Below are 20,190 nucleotides of genomic sequence, written 5' to 3'. Positions count from 1 at the left end.
TTGGTCGGGTCCCGGTAGGCACAGATGCAGAATTTTTTATTTCAAATCACGTAATATGCCAGTTTGCCGGTAAAATGGCAAAGGCTTTGTGGAAACCCATGAATAAATAACGGAATTGTAACGATCATCATGGTCGGGAAAGGCGCGGGAAAATCATGGACAAAAGGAGGATCGACTGGTTGAAAAAGCTGATGGTTATGGGAGGTTTTCTGGGCCTTACCGCCTGCGTTTCCGGTTCCGCCGATGGGCCGGGTCTCAGGGAGGGCCGCTTGAGGCCCTGTCCGCCAAAACCCAATTGCGTCTGCAGTGAAATGACGGATGAGGCCCATCTTGTCCCCCCCGTCGCGGTGAAGGCGGAAGACTGGCCCCGGATTCAGGAGCTTGCGCACCGGGCGGTGGAGGAGCTGGGGGGACGGGTGGAGCGGGCCGACGAAAAGTACCTGTGGGCCACCTTCCGCTCGCGGATTTTCCGCTTCGTCGACGATCTCGAATTGCGCTTCGACGAGGCGGAAAAGGTGGTGCATCTGCGTTCCGCCGCCCGCCTTGGCTATAGCGATTTCGGCGTCAACCGCAAGCGGGTCGCGGCGTTGCGGAAACTGCTGGCAGAGGAATTGCGCGGGCCGGAAAATCCCTGAAAAAAAGCGGGAGCGTCGCCGCTCCCGCCGGGGACGGGTCATTCCTCCTCGGAAATTTTGAAGACCTGTTGCACTCCGGGTTGGGCTTGCAGATCATCGACGGAGACGCGGCCGGTGTCGCCGATGACGCCGAGAATGACCCGGTTGGCCCCGGTTGACTGATGAAAGTCGAAATCCCGCTCGATGAGATACTCTTTGACCTGTTGCAACTCGTTTTCGGTGACGTTTTTTTTCATGACAATCAGCATCTTCACAGACCTTTCGTGCGGATACGTTCCAGCCGCCGGGATTCGTCGATGACGCGCTCGAACATGCGAACGATGGCGCCGTTGTCCAGGGGGCCGGGGTTGGCCGCCTGCATGGCCTCGAAGATGCGCTTCTCCCGGGCCGGGTCGTAGACGGCTAGGCCCAGTTCCTTTTTGATCTCCCCGATCTGCAACGCCAAGTCAGCCCGTTCGTTGAAAATCTTCAACAGCAGGCGGTCCAGCTCGTCGATGCGTACGCGAATCTCGTCAATGGTCAAGGGTCGGCTCCTGGTTGGTTTTTTAAAATTGTTTCTGGATCAGGGTATCCCGCTTCCAGTGGATATCGTCGGTTTCGGGGAAGTCGATCGTGTAGTGCAGTCCCCGGCTTTCTTCCCGTTCCAAGGCACAGCGGACAATGAGTTCCGCCACCGTGGCGATGTTGCGCAATTCGATAAGGTCCGAGGTGATGAGGAAGTCCCAGTAGTAGTCGGCGATCTCCTCCTGAATCATCTGGATTCGGCGCAACGCCCGCACCAGGCGCTTGTTGGAGCGGACGATGCCGACATAGTTCCACATGCAGAGGCGGATTTCGTGCCAGTTGTGGGCAACCACCACCTCTTCGTCGCTGTTGGTGGCGGTGCCGTAGTCCCAGGGGTCGATGGACGGATAGGTGTCGGGCAGGCCGGCCAGGCGTTCCAAGGAGCGTTGCGCGGCGCGTTTGCCGTAGACCACCCCTTCGAGCAGACTGTTGCTGGCCAGGCGGTTGGCGCCATGCAGGCCGGTGCAGGACGATTCGCCGATGACGAAAAGGTTCTGAATGTCCGACTCCCCCCATTCGTCGACCCGTACCCCGCCACAGAGATAATGGGCTGCCGGCACCACCGGAATCGGTTCCTTGGTCATGTCGATGCCGAAGGAAAGGCAGGTCTCGTGGATGTTCGGGAAATGCTTCTCGATGAACTCCGCCCCCTTGTGGGTGATGTCGAGAAAAACGCAATCATCCCCGTAGGTTTTCATCTCGTTGTCGATGGCGCGGGCGACGATGTCGCGGGGGGCAAGATCCCTGAGCTCGTGATACTTCTCCATGAAGGCGGTGCCGTCCCGGCGCTTGAGAATCGCCCCTTCGCCGCGTACCGCCTCGGAAATCAGGAACGATTTGGCATGGGGATGGAAGAGGGTGGTCGGGTGGAACTGCATAAACTCCATGTTGGCGATGGTGGCGCCGGCGCGGTAGGCCATGGCCACGCCGTCGCCGGTGGAAACGTCGGGATTGCAGGTGTAGAGATAGACCTTGCCGGCGCCGCCGGTGGCGAGAATGGTGATTTTCGCGCCGAAGGACAGGATTTCGCGGCTGGCGATGTTGAGCACGTAGGCGCCCAGGCAGTTGTCCGGACGGATGCGTCGGTGAGCGGCTTTTGCGGCGGTGATCAGGTCGACGGCGATGTGGTTTTCATAGATGCTGATGTTGGGATGTTTGCGCACTGCTTCGACCAGCGCGCGCTCGATTTCCCGGCCCGTGATGTCCTGGGCGTGGAGGATGCGGCGGTGGCTGTGTCCCCCTTCGCGATGCAGGTCATAGCTGTCATCGGCCTTTTTGGTAAACTGCACGCCCCAGTCGATCAAATCGTGGATGGCCTGGGGCCCATTTTCGATGACCATGCGCACAATCTCTTCGTTGGGTAGAAAGGCGCCGGCGACCAGGGTGTCGCGCACGTGGTTTTCGAAGGAGTCTTCCTGCGAAAAGACCGAAGCGATACCGCCTTGGGCGAGAGAGGTGGCGGTTTCAGACATTTCCCGCTTGGTGACGATGGCAACTTTGCCTTCGGCGGCGACTTTAAGAGCGTAGGAGAGACCGGCGATACCGCTGCCGATAACCAGAAAATCGGAAATAATTTTCATGATAGGCCTCGTTGGGCGAAGAATGGACCGGCATTTGCATACCGTCAGGTGATGGAGGCCAACAGACATTCGGGCCCCATCCGGAAAGGGATTTACGCTTTAAGAACCATTAAAATGGGTTATTATCGGCCCGTGATCCGCCCTTGTCAAGTTCTTTGCCGACTCGCTAACTAGGTTGAAATACAGAAAAAAATTCGATATATTGCGGAAGATTTCAGAAAAACGAGGGAACTATGAAACATTTCGCTGTCAATAGTTTGGCTGTTTGGGGTTTGTTCCTTGTCCTGCTGTCGGTGCCGGCCACGGGCTTCGGCGATATTTATCGCTATGTCGATGCCTACGGCGTCACCCATTTCACCGACCGACCGACCAATGGGCAGTACCGGTTGTTTATGAAGTCAAAACGTTCCCAGCCTCCCAAATCCGCCGGGAAATCTATCAACCTGACCAATCTCACCAAGCATTACGACTCGCTGGTCAAGCAGTACGCTTCCGCCTACAACCTCGATGAAGCGCTGGTGCACGCGGTCATCAAGGTGGAAAGCAACTACAATTCCAACGCCCTCTCCAATAAGGGCGCCCAGGGGCTCATGCAGCTGATCCCCGAAACCGCCAGCGACATGAATGTGCGCGACCCCTTCAATCCCGAGGATAATATTCGCGGGGGAAGCCGCTATCTGCGTCTGATGCTCGATCAGTTCAAAGGCGATACCGATCTCGCCCTGGCCGCCTACAACGCCGGACCTAATGCCGTTTTGCGTCACCAGGGGATTCCCCCCTACGAAGAAACCCGCAACTACGTCCAGAAGGTCAAGAAATATTTGGAATATTTCCGCCAGAACCGCACCGCGTCCTTATAGCCCGGGAAAGCCGCTCCGCGTTTTTTTTCGAAAATTATCTGTTGACTTGAAAAATCGCATTTGCTATTAATACAGCCGCTCGCAGCAAGGCAAAGCGACATATCGAGCGGGAATAACTCAGTGGTAGAGTGCAACCTTGCCAAGGTTGAAGTCGCGAGTTCGAATCTCGTTTCCCGCTCCAAAAAAACAACGAAGGCCCGGTCGATTGATCGGGCCTTTTTTCTTTTATTTTCTGGTGCTTGCAGCTTCACCCCCGGTTCTTGAAAACTCCGGCCGCAGCGCGTCTTCCCCGCCTCATTTCCGGGTGGACTCCCTCACTGCCCAAATCATGCCCAAATCATGCCTTGGCTTCTCCGGACGCAGGTGCCGATCAGACATGAAAATGACTTCAACCTGTGATTTGTCACTCCGAGGCAATCCGCCTTCGGTTCGGCCGCCAGGCCGGGTGATGACGGCACGAATTTTCATCTATCTCTCCCCTTGGGCTGCGCCAAGTCCTACCATTCTGAAAAATCATCCCGCCTTCGCCACCGCCAGTTCCTCCAGGTTCGTCGTGTAACGGGGCGTGCGCCGTTCGGCGCGCATCGCCCAGCGCGGGTCGTTTCCTTCCGCGCCGAGTTTCACCGTGCCTCGGCCGTAGGCCCGGTTGATCTGGTCCATCGCTGCCATCAGCGCCTGAGATCCGGTCAGCGCCGCGCCATCTTCGAACAATCCGGGCTGGCGTTTTTCTTCCGGAAGCAGGTTGGTGAGGATCACTCCCGCCTTCTGGTAGGCGAAGCCGGGGCGGTAGAGGTTGCGCAAAAGTCGCAGCGCCGCTTGCGCCAGCAGTCGGGTGTCGGCGGTGGGTTCCAAGGGGCAATGCCGGGCGGCGTGGTACTGGGGAAGATCGGCGCGAAAGGGATTGGTCTGCACGAAGGCCCCGACCGATCCCGCCACCAGACCTTGCCGACGCAGCTTCTCGGCGGCGCGGGTGGCGTAGGCGGTGACCGCTTCCTCCAAGGGGGCGAACTCGGTAATCAACTGCCCGAAGGAGCGGGAGGAGAGGATCTGCTTGCGCGTGGCGGGTCCGGCGGCAAAGCCCAGACAGACTTCGCCGTTGAGTTCCCGCACCGTGCGCTCCAAAGTGACGCTGAAGGTCTTGCGGATGCGTCCCGGCGCCGCCCGTTTAAGATCGAGGGCGGTGTGGATGCCGAGGGTTTGCAGCCGCGCCGTCAGGCGACCGCCAACACCCCAGACCTCGGAGACCGGCGCCCAGGCGAGCAGGGCGTCGATAGCGGTGGGGGAGAGTTCCCCGAGGGCGCAGACTCCGGCGAACTCGGGGCGTTTCTTGGCGCAGTGGTTGGCGAACTTGGCCAGGGTCTTGGTCGGGCCGAGGCCGACCCCCATGGAAATCCCCACCAGCCGCCGCACCTCGTCGCGAATCCGTCGGCCGCAGGCCCCCGGCGAGGGCTGGGCGCCGGCCAGATCGAGAAAGCACTCGTCGATGGAGTAGACCTCCTGCGCCGGGCTGAAACCGGCGAGCACCTTCATCACCCGCGCCGAGAGATCACCGTAGAGGGCGTAGTTGCTGGAGAGGGCGACGATGCCGTGACGGCGGGCGAGGGACGTCAGGGTGTGCCAGGGGGCGGCCATGGGGATGCCGAGGGCCTTCGCCTCGGCGGAGCGAGCCACCACGCAGCCGTCGTTGTTGGAGAGGACGACCACCGGTCGGCCGATGAGCCGCGGCTGGAAGAGCTGCTCGCAGGAGGCGTAGAAGTTGTTGCAGTCGATCAGGGCGAGGGACACAGGCGATGGATGGCCCAGCGGACCACTCCCCAGACGGTGACTTCGCCGCGCGCCTCGCGGGCCAGGGTGCGCAGCTCGCGCAGGACGAATTCGCCGTCGGCCACGGCGACGACGATATGGCCGGAGCGCGGCGTCACCGAGCGGTCCACCACCAGCAGGTCGCCGTCGAAAATCCCCGCCTCGGCCAGGACCGGCCCCGCCGCCCGGAAGAAGAAGGTTGCCTCGGGATGGTCGATGAGGCTGCGGTCGAGGCTGATGCCGAGTTCCGCGTAATCCGCCGCCGGGGAGGCGAAGCCGGTCGGCTCCAGTCGCGGCGAGGGCGGCTCAACGCCAATATCACGGATCATGCCTGCCCCTTGCGCAGCCGCCGGGCCAGGCCGGTGACCACCCCCACCAGGGTCAGTTCCCCCTCGGGGCGGATGTCGGCGAACTCCGGATTCTCCGGGTGCAGCAGCCAGCCTCCGCCGTCCCGCAGCAGCCGTTTCACCGTCAGTTCGCCATCCACCAGCGCCACCACGATCTCCCCCGGCGCCGCCTCCGCCTGACGCTCGACGATCACCATATCCCCGTCGAAAATGTTCGCCTCGCGCATCGACTCCCCCCGCACCCTGACCAGCAGGGTGCGCGACGGGGTATCGACCAGCAGATCGTCGAGCAGCAGCGCCGTCATCCCCGCCTCCACATCGGCGGCCGGACTCCCCGCCTGCACCACCTGCCGCGCCAGTTGCCGCTCGAAAAAGCGCCGAGCCGGCACCCAGGCGCCGTCCGGCGTGCGCTCCAGAAACTCCGCCCGCCGCAGCCGCTCCAGCACCTTCCCCGCCGCCGACCGGGAAGCCAACCCCCACAGGGCGCAGAGCCGTTCGTAGGAAGGAATCATCTTCCAGCGGGCGAAGTAGTCTTGCAGGCGGGAAAGATATTCGGGATCGGCTTGCGGGGTGCGCATGGGGCCTCCTGGTGTACTTTTGTTCCACGGAGAGACTATAGAGAACATTTGTACGCTTTTCAAGGGGGGTGTGATTCTTTCTCGGGAAAAATGGAGTGCGTTCGCATTCAGTAAAAACACTTGGTTGAGATTAGGGGATCTCCTGATTGAAAAATTTTTATTTTTAGATTTAAATAGACAAGAAATTTCAATGGCTTTTAAAAAATGATCCCTCCTGCAAGGCAGGGGTCGCTCTTTTGCTGACATCGATGTCCAGAACCTTCCATCACCAAGAAACGGTTCTGGGTTTTGTCCGTGAGCAGAAGAAGCGAACCGGGGTGACTTGCGACGAGGTGCGTGGGTGTGTGCCTGTCTGGAATGTTTTCGTAGCCCTGTCAGCTTGAGGTCCCATGCGCTTATCCCCCGGCATCTATGCTGCATTGCTTGACGAAGCCTTGCAGGAGGCACTGGCCCAGCGGCCGGAGCTACGCCGCGTCTTCAGCAAGATCGACCCGGAGGAGCAACCGGCGCTCTACGCTAGTTTCGTCGCCAAGGTGCTGGAACAGGCCCTGCGGGAAGAAACAGACCCGGACCAGCGGCTGGCCCTCTGCAACCGGCTTCTCGGCACGGTAGCTGCCGCACCGGGCAATGGGCATCTGGAAAAGCGCCGCCTCGTAGCGGAGAACAAACCACTCCTGCTGGAAATCACTCCGCCCAACTACGGCCAATCTGGCCTGCCTCGCCCCCATACCTCCCTCGCTGAAAGCAGCCTCTTCACCGGCTCACCCCAGGAACCGCAACTGGCCCATGAACTTCTGGAAGAGATGCGTTCCGCCGATGGGGTAGATATCCTTGTCTCGTTCATCAAGTGGTCCGGCCTGCGGCTGCTGCTGCCGGCCTTCGAGGACCTGCGCGACCGGCAGGTGACGGTGCGGCTGATCACCACCTCCTACATGGGGACGTCCGATGCCCCGGCGGTGGAGTGGCTGGCGCGGCTGCCGAATGTCGAGGTGCGCGTCTCCTACGATACCGAACGCACCCGCCTGCATGCCAAGGCCTATCATTTCAAGCGCAACAGCGGTTTCTCCACCGCCTACATCGGCTCGGCCAACATGTCCCATGCCGCCATCACCAGCGGGCTGGAGTGGAACCTGAAGGTCACCGCCCAGGACATGCCCCACGTGCTGGAGAAGTTCAGCGTCGAGTTCGAGACTTACTGGAACAGCCGGGAGTTCGTCCCCTTTGATCCGCAGCAGCCGGAGCAGTTCCGCAGCGCCCTGGCCCGCGCCAGGAACAAAGAGGCAAACGGCCCGGCAGTCTTCTTCGATCTTAGTCCCCATCCGTTTCAGGAGCGGATTCTGGAAGCACTGGAGCGGGAGCGGAGCAGCCACGACCGCTGGCGTAATCTGGTCATCGCCGCCACCGGCACCGGCAAGACCGTGGTGGCCGCCTTCGATTTCAAGCGCTTCTTTGACCAGCGCCAGAGGCAGGCGCGGCTGCTCTTTCTGGCCCACCGGCAGGAAATTCTGCAGCAGGCACTCGCTACCTTCCGCAACATCCTGCGGAATCAGAATTTTGGGGAACTGCAGGTCGGCCCCTTTGAAGCCACCCGCCTTGAGCACCTGTTCTGCTCCGTCGGCATGCTCGCCTCCCGCCGGCTCTGGGAGCATGTGGGGAGCGGCTTCTACGACTACATCGTGGTGGATGAGGCCCACCACGGCACAGCCAGCAGCTACCGCCCCATCTTCGACCACTTCACCCCGCAGATCCTCCTCGGCCTCACCGCCACCCCGGAGCGAATGGATGGCGACAACGTGGCCGCCGATTTCGGCAACCGCTTTGCCGCCGAGATTCGTCTCCCTGAAGCGCTGGAAGAAAAGCTCCTCTGCCCGTTCCACTATTTCGGCATTGCCGACCCCATCGCCATCAACGGCGACCAGTTCTGGCGCAATGGCAAGTACGACGCCGCCGCGCTGGAGAATGTCTACGTGCTGGACCCGGCCCGCGCCCGCCAGCGGGTAACGGCCATCATCACTGCACTGCACCGCTACGAGCCGATTGTTGCGAGCCTCAAGGGGATCGGCTTCTGTGTCACGATCCGCCATGCCGAATACATGGCCGAGCAGTTCAGCCAGCACGGCATCCCGTCCGCTGCTTTCACTTCCAACAGCGACAGCGACCAGTGCGCCGACCTGCTGGTCCGGCTGAAGAACGGCCAGCTCACCTTCCTCTTCACCGTGGACAAGCTGAGTGAAGGGGTGGACGTGCCGGAGATCAACACCGTCCTCTTCCTGCGCCCCACCGAGAGCCTGACGGTCTTTCTCCAGCAGCTCGGCCGCGGCCTGCGCCATGCCCCGGAGAAGGACTGCCTCACCGTCCTCGACTTTGTCGGCCAGGCCCACCGCCGCTACCGCATCGACACCAAACTAAAAGCGCTCCTTCCCCGGCACCGCTTCTCCATCGACAGGGAAGTGGAGCAGGATTTCCCCCATCTCCCGGCCGGCTGCGCCATCCAGCTTGACCGGCTCTCCCGCCAGTACGTGCTGGAGAACATCCGGGAAAATCTTGGCCGGCTGGCGGTGCAGGTGCCGGACCGGCTCCAGACCTTTACCAGCGAGACCGGGCAGGAGCTGACCTTTGGCAACTTCATCCGCTACCACGATTACGAGCCGGAGGTGCTGCTGGCCAAGGAGTCATGGAGTGAGTGGAAAGCCAAGGCTCAACTGGCGCCGATTCCGGTTGATCCCGATCTGACGCGGCTGAAGAAGGCGCTGATCCGGGCCGCCTTCATCAACGGGCCACAAGAAGCAACTCTGCTGCGGCAGGTGCTGGCCATGCTTGCGACCGGTCAAGTGGCCGAGGCGCTGGCCCAGGCCGGTTCATCCGCCATGCTGCTCTATTATCGCATCTGGGGGGATAGGGCGGAGAAGGTGGGGATTGCCTCGCTGGAAGAGGCATTCCAAAGGCTGGGCGCCAATCCAAGCATCTGCGCCGATCTGGACGAGATTCTGGCCTGGGCGTTGGATACCACCGAAGTTGCCGGGATCACCCCGGAGCTGCCGTATCGGGTGCCGCTGGAGCTTCACGCCCAATACGGCATCCGCGAAGTTCAGGCCGCCTTTGGCCGGGCGACGCTGGAGAGCAGCGGCCAGACCGGGGTCGGGGTGATGCACTTTGCCGAGCAGAAGACCTATGCCCTGCTGGTGACCTTCCAGAAGACGGAAAAGGAGTTCTCCCCCAGCACCATGTATGCGGATTACCCCATCAGCCGGGAACTGCTGCACTGGGAGTCACAGGCCAACACCGCTCAGCACCACACCGACGGCCAGAACCTGATTCACCATCAAGAGCGAGGTTATACGGTGCTGGTCTTTGCCCGTGGCCAGAAAAAGCGGAACAACGTGACGGTGCCGTTCACCTACCTGGGGCCGGTGGATATGGTGAGTTACGAGAGTGAGCGGCCGATCAAGATGGTCTGGCGGCTGAGGTATGCGATGCCGGTGGAGATATTTGAGGATAATAGAAGGGGTGGGTAAGCGGTGTGCAGCCTCGGGTTGAGCCAATGTGGAGAGATGATTCTGGCCCTTTTTGGTTTCAATAGAAAAATAGAAAAGAACGTTCCTTCGGCCGTTTCTTATAAATGGCGGCAGATTTGAAGAAAAAAATAAGCTGAAAATATATTATGCACTTAAAGAAGTTCTGTAAGTAACAAACTATGATTAAGTAATTGATGTAATGTTGCGATCGAAAAAGATCTATAGTATCTACAGCGCATTATGATATTTCTTTCAAGACATCGTTTAGAAATTAATTTAACGACTCGTTAAACCACATCTGAGATAAACTTTCACAAAACCATATGATGGTTGTTTTTACTTCGAACTTAATGGCATGTTTAATTATGGAGATGAAATGGATACCAATAATAAGACAATTTCTGTCATAGAGTTCGGCAGCGTATTTGAGAAGATATGCAATTTCATTGCAGTTTCAAAAACTGGAGATGCAAAGTCAACGATAAAAGGTTTGATACTCCTTTCCCTTAGCCAAGAAACTGTCAGTTTTAGAAAAGCGGAAGACTTCCAAGCCTCAATTGAAAAAAATTATGGGTTAGAAATTCCTCGTTTACAAATTGAAGATGCAATTGGCGAGTTGGAAAGCGAAGGAAAGGTTAGTTGTCCGTCAGGGACAAATTATCGGTTAGATAAGGATGTTGAGCGTCAGTTGCTTGCAGATATTTCACACGTTTCATTGCTTGAGGGGAAGGTAAAAAGTGAATGGTTTGAAGAGCTTCAAATAAAAGCGACAAACTTAGATCTTGAAACGAGTTGGCGAGCATTAAAAGTATATTTATCGAAAACTTTTAGACGGCATGGTATTCAAGCCGCTGCGCTGCTAGATCCTAACATTGATACGGAACCAGGTCTTGATGTTAGTTTGACAACACTCCTTCGAAAGTCAGTACAAGAAAATTTTTCTAAAGAAAATCATCAAGAAGCTTACAGAATCATTACTGATTTTATGGCCTCTGTGGGAATAAATAAGGATCGCTCAAAATTTATTACCCAACTTGCGGACGCCGCATTCAACTTTTTTACCTTAGAAGTCCCACAAGAACTTGCCAAAACGCTTAGGGAACAACTTAGCGAATTAGTCCTTTTTTTGGATACAAATTTCCTTTTTGGAATTCTTGATTTACATTACAACACCCAGGTCGAGGTTTCGCATGATTTGATAAGGGCAATTACTACTAACAGTTTTCCTTTTAAACTTAGTTTCCATGAGCGCACCGGCCGGGAGATGATTAATACGATCGATCATTTCGGCCGCACATTGAGAACACGTGCGTGGACGCGTTCTCTTAGTAGAGCCGCTTCGATGACAAGAAACCTTTCTGGCATTGAACAGAAATTTCACGAAAAAAATATGTCAAATGTTATTGACGTAGATGAATTTTTAAGGCCTTACGAGCATTTCGATGAGTTGCTCAGGGAAAAGAATATTCACGTGTATCATCCCGGTGAAGAACCTCAGCAAGCTCATTCAGATCTATACCACGAATATAGAGAATATCTTGATAATAGGGGGCGTGGGGATAAGTCATATGAAACTGTAATGCATGATGCTGTGTTACTTGAGGCGGCAAGAAGGCTTAGAACGGATTCAACCTCAAGCTTAAAAGCCGGGGCTTTGATTATTTCGTGTGACTATTATTTGTATCGTTTTGATTGGGAATCCTCTCGGCGTAACAGGCAGCGGGCGTGCGTCCTTCTACCAAATATTTTTTGGCAGATCCTTAGACCATTTATTTCAAAAGACCAAGATTTCGAGAAGGCTTTTGCTGAGACATTCGCTTTGCCGGAATTTAGGATATTAGGAAGTGGTGGAACCAAAGCATGTTCAAAGATGCTCTCAATTTTAGCTACATATAAAGATGTACCTGAAAAGACGGCTATCAAGCTATTGTCAAACGACTTGTTGTTAGACAAACTCAGAGCGACCAATACAGATGAGCAATTTACAGAACATGTCGAAATGGCTTTTGTTGAAGAAAATCGGACCCTTATTGAGGAAAAAGCTGCCTTAGCCAAACAATTAGAGGAAGAGAAGTCTAGGCGTGAGAGAGAGACACAGGCTCGCGAACAACAAAAGGAAAAATTTATAGAAGAACAGCATATTTTGGGTAGCAGGTTGGATGAAATAAAAGGAGATTTAGAAGTCGCAATGCGAGCGGCCGCAGAGCATCGGGTCGCCGCAGATGAGGCAGCAAGAAGAGCACAAGAAGCACAACGGTTAGCCAATGAAGCCGCATTAGAAGCGAACCGGTTAAATAGTGACATTCAGGGGGTGCAAACAGTCGCACAAAAAATGAGCATTGTTGCAGGGTTTGCTTTAGGTGCTTTGTTGATATTCATTTTCGAAGGACTGTCACATATGGTTCCTTGGGCATGGCTTGTAAACCATAAAAACACACTCCCGCTTCAGATTGGAATTTCACTGATGCTGTTGTTTATGACTTTGGGCATCACTGTCAAACCATGGAGAAAATGGTGCTATGGAGTCGCTTGTTTTGGATTCTTTTTAACTGTGTTGCCTCTCATGGGTAATTAGAGGGGCGGAATTTCAGAAGACCTCCCCGAAGGCCACACAGGGGGGCAGTGTCTCAACCCAATACAGACTTCACGGAAATTCAAAAAGCCAATGAACACCCTCTCCCTCTCCATAAAACATTTCTCCTCCCTCTCCCGCGCCCCCGGCGCGGTCTGGACCGAGGCCACCAGGCGCAAGGCGCCCCACAAGCCGCTGCTGCTCATGGCGGTGCTGGATCTGGTGCATCGGGGCGTCATCACCACGCCGTTCATCGACGTCACTGCCGATCTGGTGGAGCTGAACGAGCTGTTCAACCTCTACTGGCGGCGGGTCGTCCCGCTGGGGCAGACCAGCAGCATTGCCTTTCCCTTCTCCCGTCTCTCCCGCGAACCGTTCTGGGAACTGGTCCCCCTGCCGGGCAAGACCATAACTGATGCGGTGATCAACAACACCTCCTCCGTCAGCTACCTGCGGAAATATGCTCTGGGAGCAAAGCTGGACGACGGGCTGTTCTGGGTCATGCAGAGCGGGGAAGGGCGCGTTTAACCTTTATTTGTTTCGATGTCTGAATTTCCGGAGGGCAAGTTGAAAAGACTCATCCTGTTTCCGCTCGTTTTTCTCCTGTTCTGCTCAACCCCGATCTCCGCTCAGGAAAACCCGGTCTATGCCGAAACCGTCGCCTGGTGGCGAGGTGTCATTCAGGAGTTGCAACCCTATCGGGAGCAATTGCAAAACCTGTATGCCGATACCGAAGCCCGTAGCCAGTTCGAGCGCGGCAAAATCGAAGGCGAGTTTCGTCAGCGGCTGGTTCGGGAGTATCCCGGTTCCAGTTTCTTTGCCAGCATGGGCGGCACCTGGCAGGTCAACGGCCATACCCTGATCGGCTTCGATCGGAACTGGCAAATTCACAAGCTCACGCAGAAGTTCGGCTCACTTACCAAAACTTACGATTTTCGGCAGAACCTTTTCATCGTCCAAGAAGGTCTCAACCGGCTCAGTCTCAAACTCGACCTGAGGCGCCCCCAGGGGACTTACTTCAACTACGCGATGATCCCCGCCATTGCCGTCAGCGCCGAGCGGGTTTTTCAAAAGCAGTCCTCGCGGATGACGGCACCGGGTCCGTTGAAGGATATTTTGAATGACGTCGTTTCCAGCCAATTCTCCGACCTGAGGATGGATGTTCTGGCCGAGCAGATGGTGGTCGACGACAGTTTCCGGGAGCGGATTCTCGCCATGGCTGACGAACTCTATTCGACCAACGGTTGGCAAGCCGAATCCCGCAGGCGGCCGAGCGGGGTTTCGAGTCCGTTGGGCCAACTTTTTTCGTCGCAGACTGGCCAGCCCACGCCCGCATTTAACCTGTTTACCCTACTGCCCTGGTACTTTTGGCCACTTATTATTGGCCTTGCCGTACTGAAAGCCTTGCCCGCAACCAAATTGCGCTCGATTAGATCACGACGACCGCGCAAGCAGGAAAGGTCTGGCGATTTTCACCTCGGTGGCAACCCCCAGAAGGAAGAATGGTTTGAATGGGATCGTTCAAAACGCCTTGCACAGGAAAACACAGTCAAACCCGTTGAAATCCCGGTCCCGCAAGAATGGAGTCTTGAGGTTCTGCAATCGCTGGAGTGGAAGCGTTTCGAAACAGTATGCGCCGAGCATATCCGCATGACCGGGTTCGAGCCGAAGGAAACCCGCATCGGCGCCGATGGTGGGGTCGACATCTGGGTCTACAAGCCGGGTATCGAAAAGGCGGTCGGCATTGTCCAGTGCAAGGCCTGGAAGTCCTACAAGGTCGGGGTCAAGCCGGTGCGGGAGTTGCTGGGGGTGATGGCGAAAGAAAAGGTTGCCCAGGGTAAATTCATTACCTCGGGCGAATTCACCGCCGAGGCCCTGGCGTTCGTCGAGGGGGAAAAGCTCAAGCTGATCACCGGCGAGATGTTTCTCGCTTCGATCCGGAGTCTCCCGGCAGAAAAGCAGAAAGCGCTTCTGGAGATCGCCGTCAGCGGAGATTATCGGACGCCGACCTGTCCTCAGTGCGGCGTCAAGATGACCCTGCGGCAGGGGCAGGGTCAGTGGCGGGATTTCTGGGGCTGCCCGAATTACCCCCGCTGCAAGGCGACTCTGGTTTATAAATCGGATACGATGTGATCACGGTTCCAATATCGCCCCTCCCGGACAAGGTCGCATGAGCTCTTCCCCAGTCCCGTGCCCTTGTGGGTAATGAGCGGGGCCACGGTTTTGTCGGAGAAGTCATGCTTTGATAGCCAGGTTGTGCAGCGGCGGAGCCAAGGTGTTCCGCCAGTTTGGCGAGCCGACCAGGATCACGTCGTCGGCATCGGGATGCCTGACAGTACTTTTGGTTCTTCCGCAGAATTTATGAGTCAATTGCATCTCTGACTTGAAGGGGATGCGCGGCCAATCGGTTATCGTTTTTCAGGATTAATAGTACCCCCCAATTTCCACAGATACCAGCAATCAAAATCAATCCGGTGCAATTTCTAAGACAATTCCTCGACGACAAAAGGGAAGATACGGAGGTTTTGTAAAGTTTTTCATTGCGAGTGTCGTTAAATTTTACACTTTTTTTAATCAAAACCTCTTGCGTGTGGTAAATGCAGATATATAATCCCCCCTGCGAATGCGCAAGGGGGATTATATTCTGGGGACTCAAAGGTAGTTTTTCCGTAAAACTAGCATTGGATTAAAACATGAATCAGGAGTAAATGGTAACTGAAGCTACCGAAATCCAGAATTATGACCATTTATGTTTCGATTGCTGTAAATCAATCCGACACAATGTAAAGAAAAACGACAGATTCAGATAAGCGTTCTTTAGTTTATAAACGAGAAATAGACTGATTTTCAATATGTTGAGAATGTGGCATCAACGATGCATAAACGCCAATGGGCTGTCCGGTTTAAATGTTTTAAATAATTAAAACATTTAAATGTGGGCAATATTTTTAATTGCATCAAGAGGAGGTAGATGAATGAGGAGTACATATTGGAAGGGAGTGTTTCTGGCTTGGTTCGTATTAGCGCTGGTAACTCCATGCTTGGGGTCTTCCATTACTTTCGAGGCCACAAACTTGAATGATTCTGGTGGGGCTGACCGGTGGGCCTACAGCTATCGTGTTTCAGGAAACTTTAACATGTTTTCGGGGTTTACCGTTTATTTCGGAGTTGGAGACTCTGCCAACATCTCCGCCAGCAATCCCCAGGATCTTGGCGACTGGGATGTGCTTACGTGGGAACCCGACCCAGGGATTCCCGATGATGGAGCCTATGATGCCATGGCGCTGGTCGACAACGCCAGCCTGAACAGCGTTTTTAACGTTGGCTTCGATTGGATGGGCAGTAGCGCCCCGGGTTCTCAGTATTTTGAGATTTACGATGAAAACTTTCAGATCCTCGAAAGCGGCTACACAACTCTAGCGCTTTCCGCCCCTATTGCGACTCCTGAGCCGGGAACTTTTCTGCTGGTAGGTTTTGGTGGGGTCGCTTTACTGATATTTAAATTCAGAAAAAGCAATACGGAGGCTTGAAATATGAAACTAAAAACTTGGACGATTATGATAATTGCCCTTTTGTCCGCCGCCAATGTTTTTGCCCAAGAACCGCAGTTCAATACTCTGGAATTGGTAAACACGTTCCGCCTATCCAGAACCGAGTATGAATACACATATCGCGTTGTTATCGACAACCCAGGCCCGGAGATGATTCAACTTCTCGGCAAGGCTTCAGGGGGAGGTGAGGGAACCACCATCCTAGACGGGGAAGTTGCGTTTGGTTCTGTAACGGCCGGAGGGCAAGCCAAAAGCAGCGACACTATTACCCTCAAGCACAATCGCGTTTATCCGTTTAATCCGGCCGCTATCTCTTGGAGTTTTTCCGGTACGTTCCAAAATGGCCTTCTATTGCCTCCGGATCCCGGAGAAGAGGGAAAAGTAACATTGACCGGCATCGATTCTGACAACGATGGAGTGCGGGATGACATTCAGCGCTTCATAGTCCTTAACTATGGTAACAACGTGCCTCTGGTGAACGCATTGCATGGCCAAGCCCTTGCCCAACAGGAATTAATGGTTAATGGTCAGGCCGACAAAGAAGCCGCCCTTCGGGCCTTTGAGCGTTATACCTTGGCTGCCGGCTGTTCGTCCTTGCTGGAGGACAGAAATGATGCCTTGGTGACGAATCGCAAGTTGAGGGCGCAACTCCTCAATACGGAAGAAAGGTATGAGGCGTATATGCGGGCAGACCAGAACCTGAGCGGCGAGACATTTAGCGTGGGTTCCCAGACTGAAATAGAGCAATCTTGCCAGTGACAAAAGGAGGGTTTCCATGAAATGGACAACGAGACTTCTGGCCGTTCTTTTCCTTTTTTTCATCCCTTCAGTCACATTTGGGGAAGGATGTTACGAAAATAAAGGTACCTACGTCTATTTTGTTAACGGAATGTTTACCCCCACGGCCGGCGATGCGTGGGACACCGTCAATTTAGCCTTAAAGCCTATGCTTGACAGTGCAAAGTCAGGATCAGGCATATCGTCTGAGAACCTGATTTACAAGGTGTCATACAATAAAAGCGAAACTTTTCCCTTTCAAGTTTTAGAGGTCGCGAGGCAAAAGATAATTACCGATTGGCAGTCTATTTATCAATGGTTGGCCAACCTTGAAGAAGCTCCGGATTGGTTTAAAGACGCCATGCTAACCCTCTCCAAGGGGATGACCGCCGGAGAATATGTCATCGACAGTCAATTGCGTAATTTTGTGTCTAAATATCGGGAGAACCTAGATACCGGCTACAAGGTTCTGCTTTTTGCTCACTCCCAAGGCAACTTTTATTCAAATTTGGCCTTCACCTGGGTTAACAAGCCAGACAATGTTGGAATCGTTTCCGTGGCGACGCCAGCTAATTATGTGAGCGGGGGAGGCCCTTATACTACTTACGACCACGACCTAGTTATGGATTCAGTCAGGACAATTTTTCCTTTTACTTTGGCTTCCAACGCCGGAAACGGGTTTTTCGATTTTTTTCTGGGTCTTTTTGACGACTGGACTGGTCATTCCATCGTAGATACGTATCTCGCCGGCGACAATACTGGCCCTATAATTATCAACAACGTTATTCAATCCATCGGGGACCTACTTCCCCCGAATGTGATTGCCGGGGACGGCATAATCACCGTTCGCTTGGAGTGGGGGGCTCAGCCAGACCTTGATCTTCACGTATTCGAACCCAACGGAGCACACGTCTACTACGCCAATCAGAGAGGGCCTTCTGGCTACCTTGACCTCGATGACGTCAATGGGTATGGCCCAGAACACTACTTCGTATCCTGTGATACTCTTGAGACAGGTGTCTATCGCGTAGGGGTCAATTATTATTACGGCTTCGCCCCCGAGACGGCGCGAGTCAATATTGTGGCCGGGGATAAGAATAGAAGTTATTCGAAAACCCTTTCCTACAGTCGGGGGTCTGGAGGCAATTATTCGCCGACCCCCATAGCCAACATCGAAGTCTACGAGTCATCCAACGGAGTGAAATCTTTTTCCGTTGTAGGACAATAGTCTATTCTGCCGCTTGCACCATCTGAGGGCTTCCCATTGATGGGAAGCCCTCATCAGCCCACTAACAAACCCCGCTTCTTCATCAACTGAAGGCTTGGCAACAGGTGGGCGTCCATGTATGTGTCCAAAGAACCAGTTCCGCTACATCAATAGGAAATTGAAATTATTCTTGAAATCCACAATAAATGTTACAAAATACATAGATATAATATTTATAGGTTGTCAGTCTTGAATGTTGTATTAATATTTAATCTCGATTTTCCTAAGATTTTTTAAAACAGGGTAGTTATCGTTCAAGGAGGTACAAATGGAATATGCTTTAATCCTCATTTGAGGTTTCATCGTCTTTGCCATTTCTGTTATAATTCATGACAAATTGGTTGGTCGAGGGGAGAAATAACAATTTTTATCTCATTGAAATTCCGATCAGCGCATGAAGCCAGCAGGCGAAATCTCCGATTGTTTTACGATCATTAGTCAACAACACTGCTGTCTCATAGTTTTAGATGAGGGACAACTGACTGTCGTATAACGATAATTTTGGTTTTGGTGGCGCAAGCAGCTCCAGAAAATCGCGCCGTTCGAACAAATTCAACTGCATTAACCGCAGGATCTGCTGCATCGACTGCCCCAGTTTAGATTGAAACTTGTGGAAAGCCAGCAGCAGGTAGGTGCACAACACCACCCAGATCTGGGTCATCACCGCGTTGCGGGAGGTTCCCAGAAAGCTTTTGATGTGCAGGTTCTGTTTGATCCATTTGAAGAACAGCTCGATCTGCCAGCGCTCTTTGTACAAATCGGCAACCGTGGCGGCTGGGATATCCAGCGCATTGGTCAGAAACTCATAAGCGACACCGGAGTCTTCATCCAGATAGCGCACCTTGCGATAGGTTCCGGTGATGCCATTGAGCGCGACTTCCTGATCCAGCAAAACTCCCGGGCTTTTGCGGCCTCTGCGCTTGGCGCCGGGAGTGGTGACAGCGTTGCTCTTGAGGCGAGTAACAAAGCGGATGCCGTTGTCCGTGAGCTCCTGATACCAGGCATAATCGGTATAGCCCCGGTCGAAGACAACATAGGAATCTTTGGGCAGTTCCAGCTGACGGGCCATGTTGATCTCATGCTCCTTGCCCTCGCTCAGGTCGACAAAGGCCGGTAGGTAGCCATCGGCGTCCAAGGCGATATGCAGTTTCGCTGCGCCCTTGCTCTTGCGGTACTTCGCCCAGGGGAAAAGTGACAAGGTAAGATCGATCATCGTGGCATCAAGCAGATAGAGCTTTGCTGAGTCCTTGAACTTGAACCGCCTGTTTCTGGGGGCAAGATCCTGACAGCGAACCAGCAGACGCTGAAACAGCGCTTCGTACATCTGATGGGGCTGCTGTTCGTTGGCCCGGCTCAGGGTGGCCCGACTGAACGGCTTGATACCGAGATGATAGATCTTGCCAGCCTGAACCGACAGATTCTCAACGATATCCCGCAGGCTGTCGCGCCCGGTCAGTTGCGCCGTCAACAGGGCTACAAACTGAGTCCAGCGGGAAAACGAACGGAATTTCTGTCCGACGTGATACTTGTTCGCCAGGGATTGAAATTCATGTCTCGGGAAAATCCGTACAATTTGAGAAAGAACAGTGCTACAATGCGCCATGGCCTGGAACCCCGCGTGTTTATTGTTGTTTTGGCGAACGCATTATAACACGAGCGAGCTTCCAGGCCTCCTATTTACTGATCAAACTGTGAGACAGCAGTGAGTCAACAACTCTCGCCATTTGTTATCCTCACCGACTTTAGCCATGTTGCGGCTTAGAATATTGCATGCATCAATGAAGGCATTATGCGCCAGAGTCCTCACCCGATCATGTTCTTTGCGCTGTTCCGTGTCATAGAAAAACCATTCTGATCGGATGCGCGCATAGGCAAGCGCTTTGCGGACAAGATCCATTTTCAGGTTTTCTAAAGTCGTCTTCTCGATGGCACCCCAGATAGTGCGGGCAGTAGCCACGTCCATTTCGGCCTCCATATGTGTCCAATCTATTGACAGAAAAATACTCGGGTGCTAAATACGTCTTATGAACGTAGAAGAGCGAAAAAAGCGGGTTAAGCATCGCCTGGTGGATTTGGGGATCTCCTTTCGCGAGTGGTGTCGCCAGGAGGGGATTTCCCATAGTGTCGCGCGCGATATCGTC

At 54.4% G+C, this 20,190-nt stretch carries 18 protein-coding genes and 1 tRNA gene; 10 read left to right on the top strand and 9 right to left on the bottom strand.

Going from position 1 to position 20,190, the window contains the following annotated elements:
* Positions 1-41: 41 nt before the first annotated feature.
* Positions 42-329 carry a hypothetical protein gene (locus tag BQ4888_RS17570; protein WP_170232805.1) on the bottom strand — a complete coding sequence of 96 codons (288 nt, stop codon included), beginning with the start codon at positions 327-329 and terminating at the stop codon, positions 42-44.
* Between BQ4888_RS17570 and BQ4888_RS09450 the strand changes: the two genes are divergently transcribed.
* Positions 312-635: a DUF1499 domain-containing protein gene (locus tag BQ4888_RS09450; RefSeq protein WP_240746319.1), complete on the top strand. Its 324-nt coding sequence runs from the start codon at positions 312-314 to the stop codon at positions 633-635. The two genes, BQ4888_RS17570 and BQ4888_RS09450, sit on opposite strands and share 18 nt — an antisense overlap.
* 38 nt (positions 636-673) lie before the next feature.
* On the opposite strand, the gene BQ4888_RS09445 is transcribed toward BQ4888_RS09450, so the two are convergent.
* The 3 genes from BQ4888_RS09445 to nadB are packed head-to-tail and all read right to left on the bottom strand — an operon-like array spanning position 674 to position 2,779.
* The gene (locus tag BQ4888_RS09445) at positions 674-883 is read right to left on the bottom strand and encodes a hypothetical protein (RefSeq protein WP_092056720.1); all 210 of its coding nucleotides are present in this window, start codon (positions 881-883) and stop codon (positions 674-676) included.
* Between the two features lie 2 nt (positions 884-885).
* On the bottom strand, positions 886-1,158 hold the full coding sequence (locus BQ4888_RS09440) for a chorismate mutase (RefSeq protein ID WP_092056718.1): 273 nt from the start codon (positions 1,156-1,158) through the stop codon (positions 886-888).
* 22 nt (positions 1,159-1,180) lie between these two features.
* Positions 1,181-2,779 (bottom strand): L-aspartate oxidase, encoded by a 1,599-nt coding sequence (nadB, locus tag BQ4888_RS09435; RefSeq protein ID WP_092056716.1) that lies wholly within the window; start codon positions 2,777-2,779, stop codon positions 1,181-1,183.
* 233 nt (positions 2,780-3,012) lie between these two features.
* Between nadB and BQ4888_RS09430 the strand changes: the two genes are divergently transcribed.
* Both BQ4888_RS09430 and BQ4888_RS09425 read left to right on the top strand, forming a co-directional pair.
* Complete coding sequence (locus BQ4888_RS09430) at positions 3,013-3,639, top strand: lytic transglycosylase domain-containing protein (RefSeq protein WP_092056714.1); 627 nt, start codon at positions 3,013-3,015, stop codon at positions 3,637-3,639.
* A 106-nt stretch (positions 3,640-3,745) separates the two neighbouring features.
* A tRNA-Gly gene (locus tag BQ4888_RS09425) sits at positions 3,746-3,820 on the top strand.
* A 332-nt stretch (positions 3,821-4,152) separates the two neighbouring features.
* Here the strand turns inward: BQ4888_RS09425 and BQ4888_RS09420 are convergent.
* Genes BQ4888_RS09420 through BQ4888_RS09410 form a run of 3 tightly spaced genes read right to left on the bottom strand, consistent with a single transcriptional unit; the run spans position 4,153 to position 6,367 of the window.
* Positions 4,153-5,424, bottom strand: coding sequence for a Y-family DNA polymerase (locus BQ4888_RS09420; protein ID WP_092056713.1), 1,272 nt, complete (start codon positions 5,422-5,424; stop codon positions 4,153-4,155).
* Positions 5,409-5,771, bottom strand: coding sequence for a LexA family protein (locus BQ4888_RS09415; protein ID WP_092056711.1), 363 nt, complete (start codon positions 5,769-5,771; stop codon positions 5,409-5,411). Before BQ4888_RS09415 ends, BQ4888_RS09420 begins: the two co-directional genes overlap by 16 nt.
* Positions 5,768-6,367 (bottom strand): LexA family protein, encoded by a 600-nt coding sequence (locus tag BQ4888_RS09410; RefSeq protein WP_092056708.1) that lies wholly within the window; start codon positions 6,365-6,367, stop codon positions 5,768-5,770. Before BQ4888_RS09410 ends, BQ4888_RS09415 begins: the two co-directional genes overlap by 4 nt.
* A 389-nt stretch (positions 6,368-6,756) precedes the next feature.
* Here BQ4888_RS09410 and BQ4888_RS09405 point away from each other — a divergent pair, with 389 nt between their 5' ends.
* The 7 genes from BQ4888_RS09405 (at position 6,757) to BQ4888_RS09375 (ending at position 18,010) form a co-directional block, all read left to right on the top strand.
* Entirely contained in the window at positions 6,757-9,882 is a 3,126-nt protein-coding gene (locus BQ4888_RS09405) for a DEAD/DEAH box helicase (RefSeq protein WP_092056706.1), read from the top strand.
* A gap of 376 nt (positions 9,883-10,258) precedes the next feature.
* Positions 10,259-12,457, top strand: a complete 2,199-nt coding sequence (locus BQ4888_RS09400) for a hypothetical protein (protein ID WP_092056704.1) — start codon at positions 10,259-10,261, stop codon at positions 12,455-12,457.
* 90 nt (positions 12,458-12,547) lie between these two features.
* A complete protein-coding gene (locus BQ4888_RS09395; protein ID WP_240746318.1) occupies positions 12,548-12,982 on the top strand; it encodes a hypothetical protein in 435 nt (144 codons plus the stop codon).
* Between the two features lie 39 nt (positions 12,983-13,021).
* On the top strand, positions 13,022-14,587 hold the full coding sequence (locus tag BQ4888_RS17565) for a restriction endonuclease (RefSeq protein WP_170232807.1): 1,566 nt from the start codon (positions 13,022-13,024) through the stop codon (positions 14,585-14,587).
* Positions 14,588-15,429: 842 nt separating this feature from the next.
* Complete coding sequence (locus BQ4888_RS09385) at positions 15,430-15,984, top strand: PEP-CTERM sorting domain-containing protein (protein ID WP_140396637.1); 555 nt, start codon at positions 15,430-15,432, stop codon at positions 15,982-15,984.
* A gap of 3 nt (positions 15,985-15,987) precedes the next feature.
* On the top strand, positions 15,988-16,764 hold the full coding sequence (locus BQ4888_RS09380; protein ID WP_092056700.1) for a hypothetical protein: 777 nt from the start codon (positions 15,988-15,990) through the stop codon (positions 16,762-16,764).
* 16 nt (positions 16,765-16,780) lie between these two features.
* The gene (locus tag BQ4888_RS09375) at positions 16,781-18,010 is read left to right on the top strand and encodes a YfaP family protein (protein ID WP_092056698.1); all 1,230 of its coding nucleotides are present in this window, start codon (positions 16,781-16,783) and stop codon (positions 18,008-18,010) included.
* A gap of 502 nt (positions 18,011-18,512) precedes the next feature.
* On the opposite strand, the gene BQ4888_RS09370 is transcribed toward BQ4888_RS09375, so the two are convergent.
* Together BQ4888_RS09370 and BQ4888_RS09365 are read right to left on the bottom strand one after the other, a co-directional pair.
* Complete coding sequence (locus BQ4888_RS09370; RefSeq protein ID WP_092056695.1) at positions 18,513-19,652, bottom strand: IS4 family transposase; 1,140 nt, start codon at positions 19,650-19,652, stop codon at positions 18,513-18,515.
* A gap of 81 nt (positions 19,653-19,733) precedes the next feature.
* Positions 19,734-20,012 carry a hypothetical protein gene (locus BQ4888_RS09365; protein ID WP_092056693.1) on the bottom strand — a complete coding sequence of 93 codons (279 nt, stop codon included), beginning with the start codon at positions 20,010-20,012 and terminating at the stop codon, positions 19,734-19,736.
* Positions 20,013-20,190: the final 178 nt, after the last annotated feature.

Source organism: Desulfuromonas acetexigens, assembly GCF_900111775.1.
GTDB lineage: Bacteria > Desulfobacterota > Desulfuromonadia > Desulfuromonadales > Trichloromonadaceae > Trichloromonas > Trichloromonas acetexigens.
Note: the sequence above shows the minus strand (reverse complement) of the source record. Positions and strands in the feature narration are given on the sequence as shown.

What these genes read in the sequence shown, in the direction of transcription:
- BQ4888_RS09415 (WP_092056711.1), bottom strand. Translation starts at nt 5,771, where the DNA reads ATGATCCGTGATATTGGCGTTGAGCCGCCCTCGCCGCGACTGGAGCCG.
- nadB (WP_092056716.1), bottom strand. Translation starts at nt 2,779, where the DNA reads ATGAAAATTATTTCCGATTTTCTGGTTATCGGCAGCGGTATCGCCGGT.
- BQ4888_RS17570 (WP_170232805.1), bottom strand. Translation starts at nt 329, where the DNA reads ATGGGCCTCATCCGTCATTTCACTGCAGACGCAATTGGGTTTTGGCGG.
- BQ4888_RS09370 (WP_092056695.1), bottom strand. Translation starts at nt 19,652, where the DNA reads ATGGCGCATTGTAGCACTGTTCTTTCTCAAATTGTACGGATTTTCCCG.
- BQ4888_RS09400 (WP_092056704.1), top strand. Translation starts at nt 10,259, where the DNA reads ATGGATACCAATAATAAGACAATTTCTGTCATAGAGTTCGGCAGCGTA.
- BQ4888_RS09445 (WP_092056720.1), bottom strand. Translation starts at nt 883, where the DNA reads ATGCTGATTGTCATGAAAAAAAACGTCACCGAAAACGAGTTGCAACAG.
- BQ4888_RS09410 (WP_092056708.1), bottom strand. Translation starts at nt 6,367, where the DNA reads ATGCGCACCCCGCAAGCCGATCCCGAATATCTTTCCCGCCTGCAAGAC.
- BQ4888_RS09450 (WP_240746319.1), top strand. Translation starts at nt 312, where the DNA reads ATGACGGATGAGGCCCATCTTGTCCCCCCCGTCGCGGTGAAGGCGGAA.
- BQ4888_RS09430 (WP_092056714.1), top strand. Translation starts at nt 3,013, where the DNA reads ATGAAACATTTCGCTGTCAATAGTTTGGCTGTTTGGGGTTTGTTCCTT.
- BQ4888_RS09395 (WP_240746318.1), top strand. Translation starts at nt 12,548, where the DNA reads ATGAACACCCTCTCCCTCTCCATAAAACATTTCTCCTCCCTCTCCCGC.
- BQ4888_RS09375 (WP_092056698.1), top strand. Translation starts at nt 16,781, where the DNA reads ATGAAATGGACAACGAGACTTCTGGCCGTTCTTTTCCTTTTTTTCATC.
- BQ4888_RS09365 (WP_092056693.1), bottom strand. Translation starts at nt 20,012, where the DNA reads ATGGACGTGGCTACTGCCCGCACTATCTGGGGTGCCATCGAGAAGACG.
- BQ4888_RS09405 (WP_092056706.1), top strand. Translation starts at nt 6,757, where the DNA reads ATGCGCTTATCCCCCGGCATCTATGCTGCATTGCTTGACGAAGCCTTG.
- BQ4888_RS09380 (WP_092056700.1), top strand. Translation starts at nt 15,988, where the DNA reads ATGAAACTAAAAACTTGGACGATTATGATAATTGCCCTTTTGTCCGCC.
- BQ4888_RS09385 (WP_140396637.1), top strand. Translation starts at nt 15,430, where the DNA reads ATGAGGAGTACATATTGGAAGGGAGTGTTTCTGGCTTGGTTCGTATTA.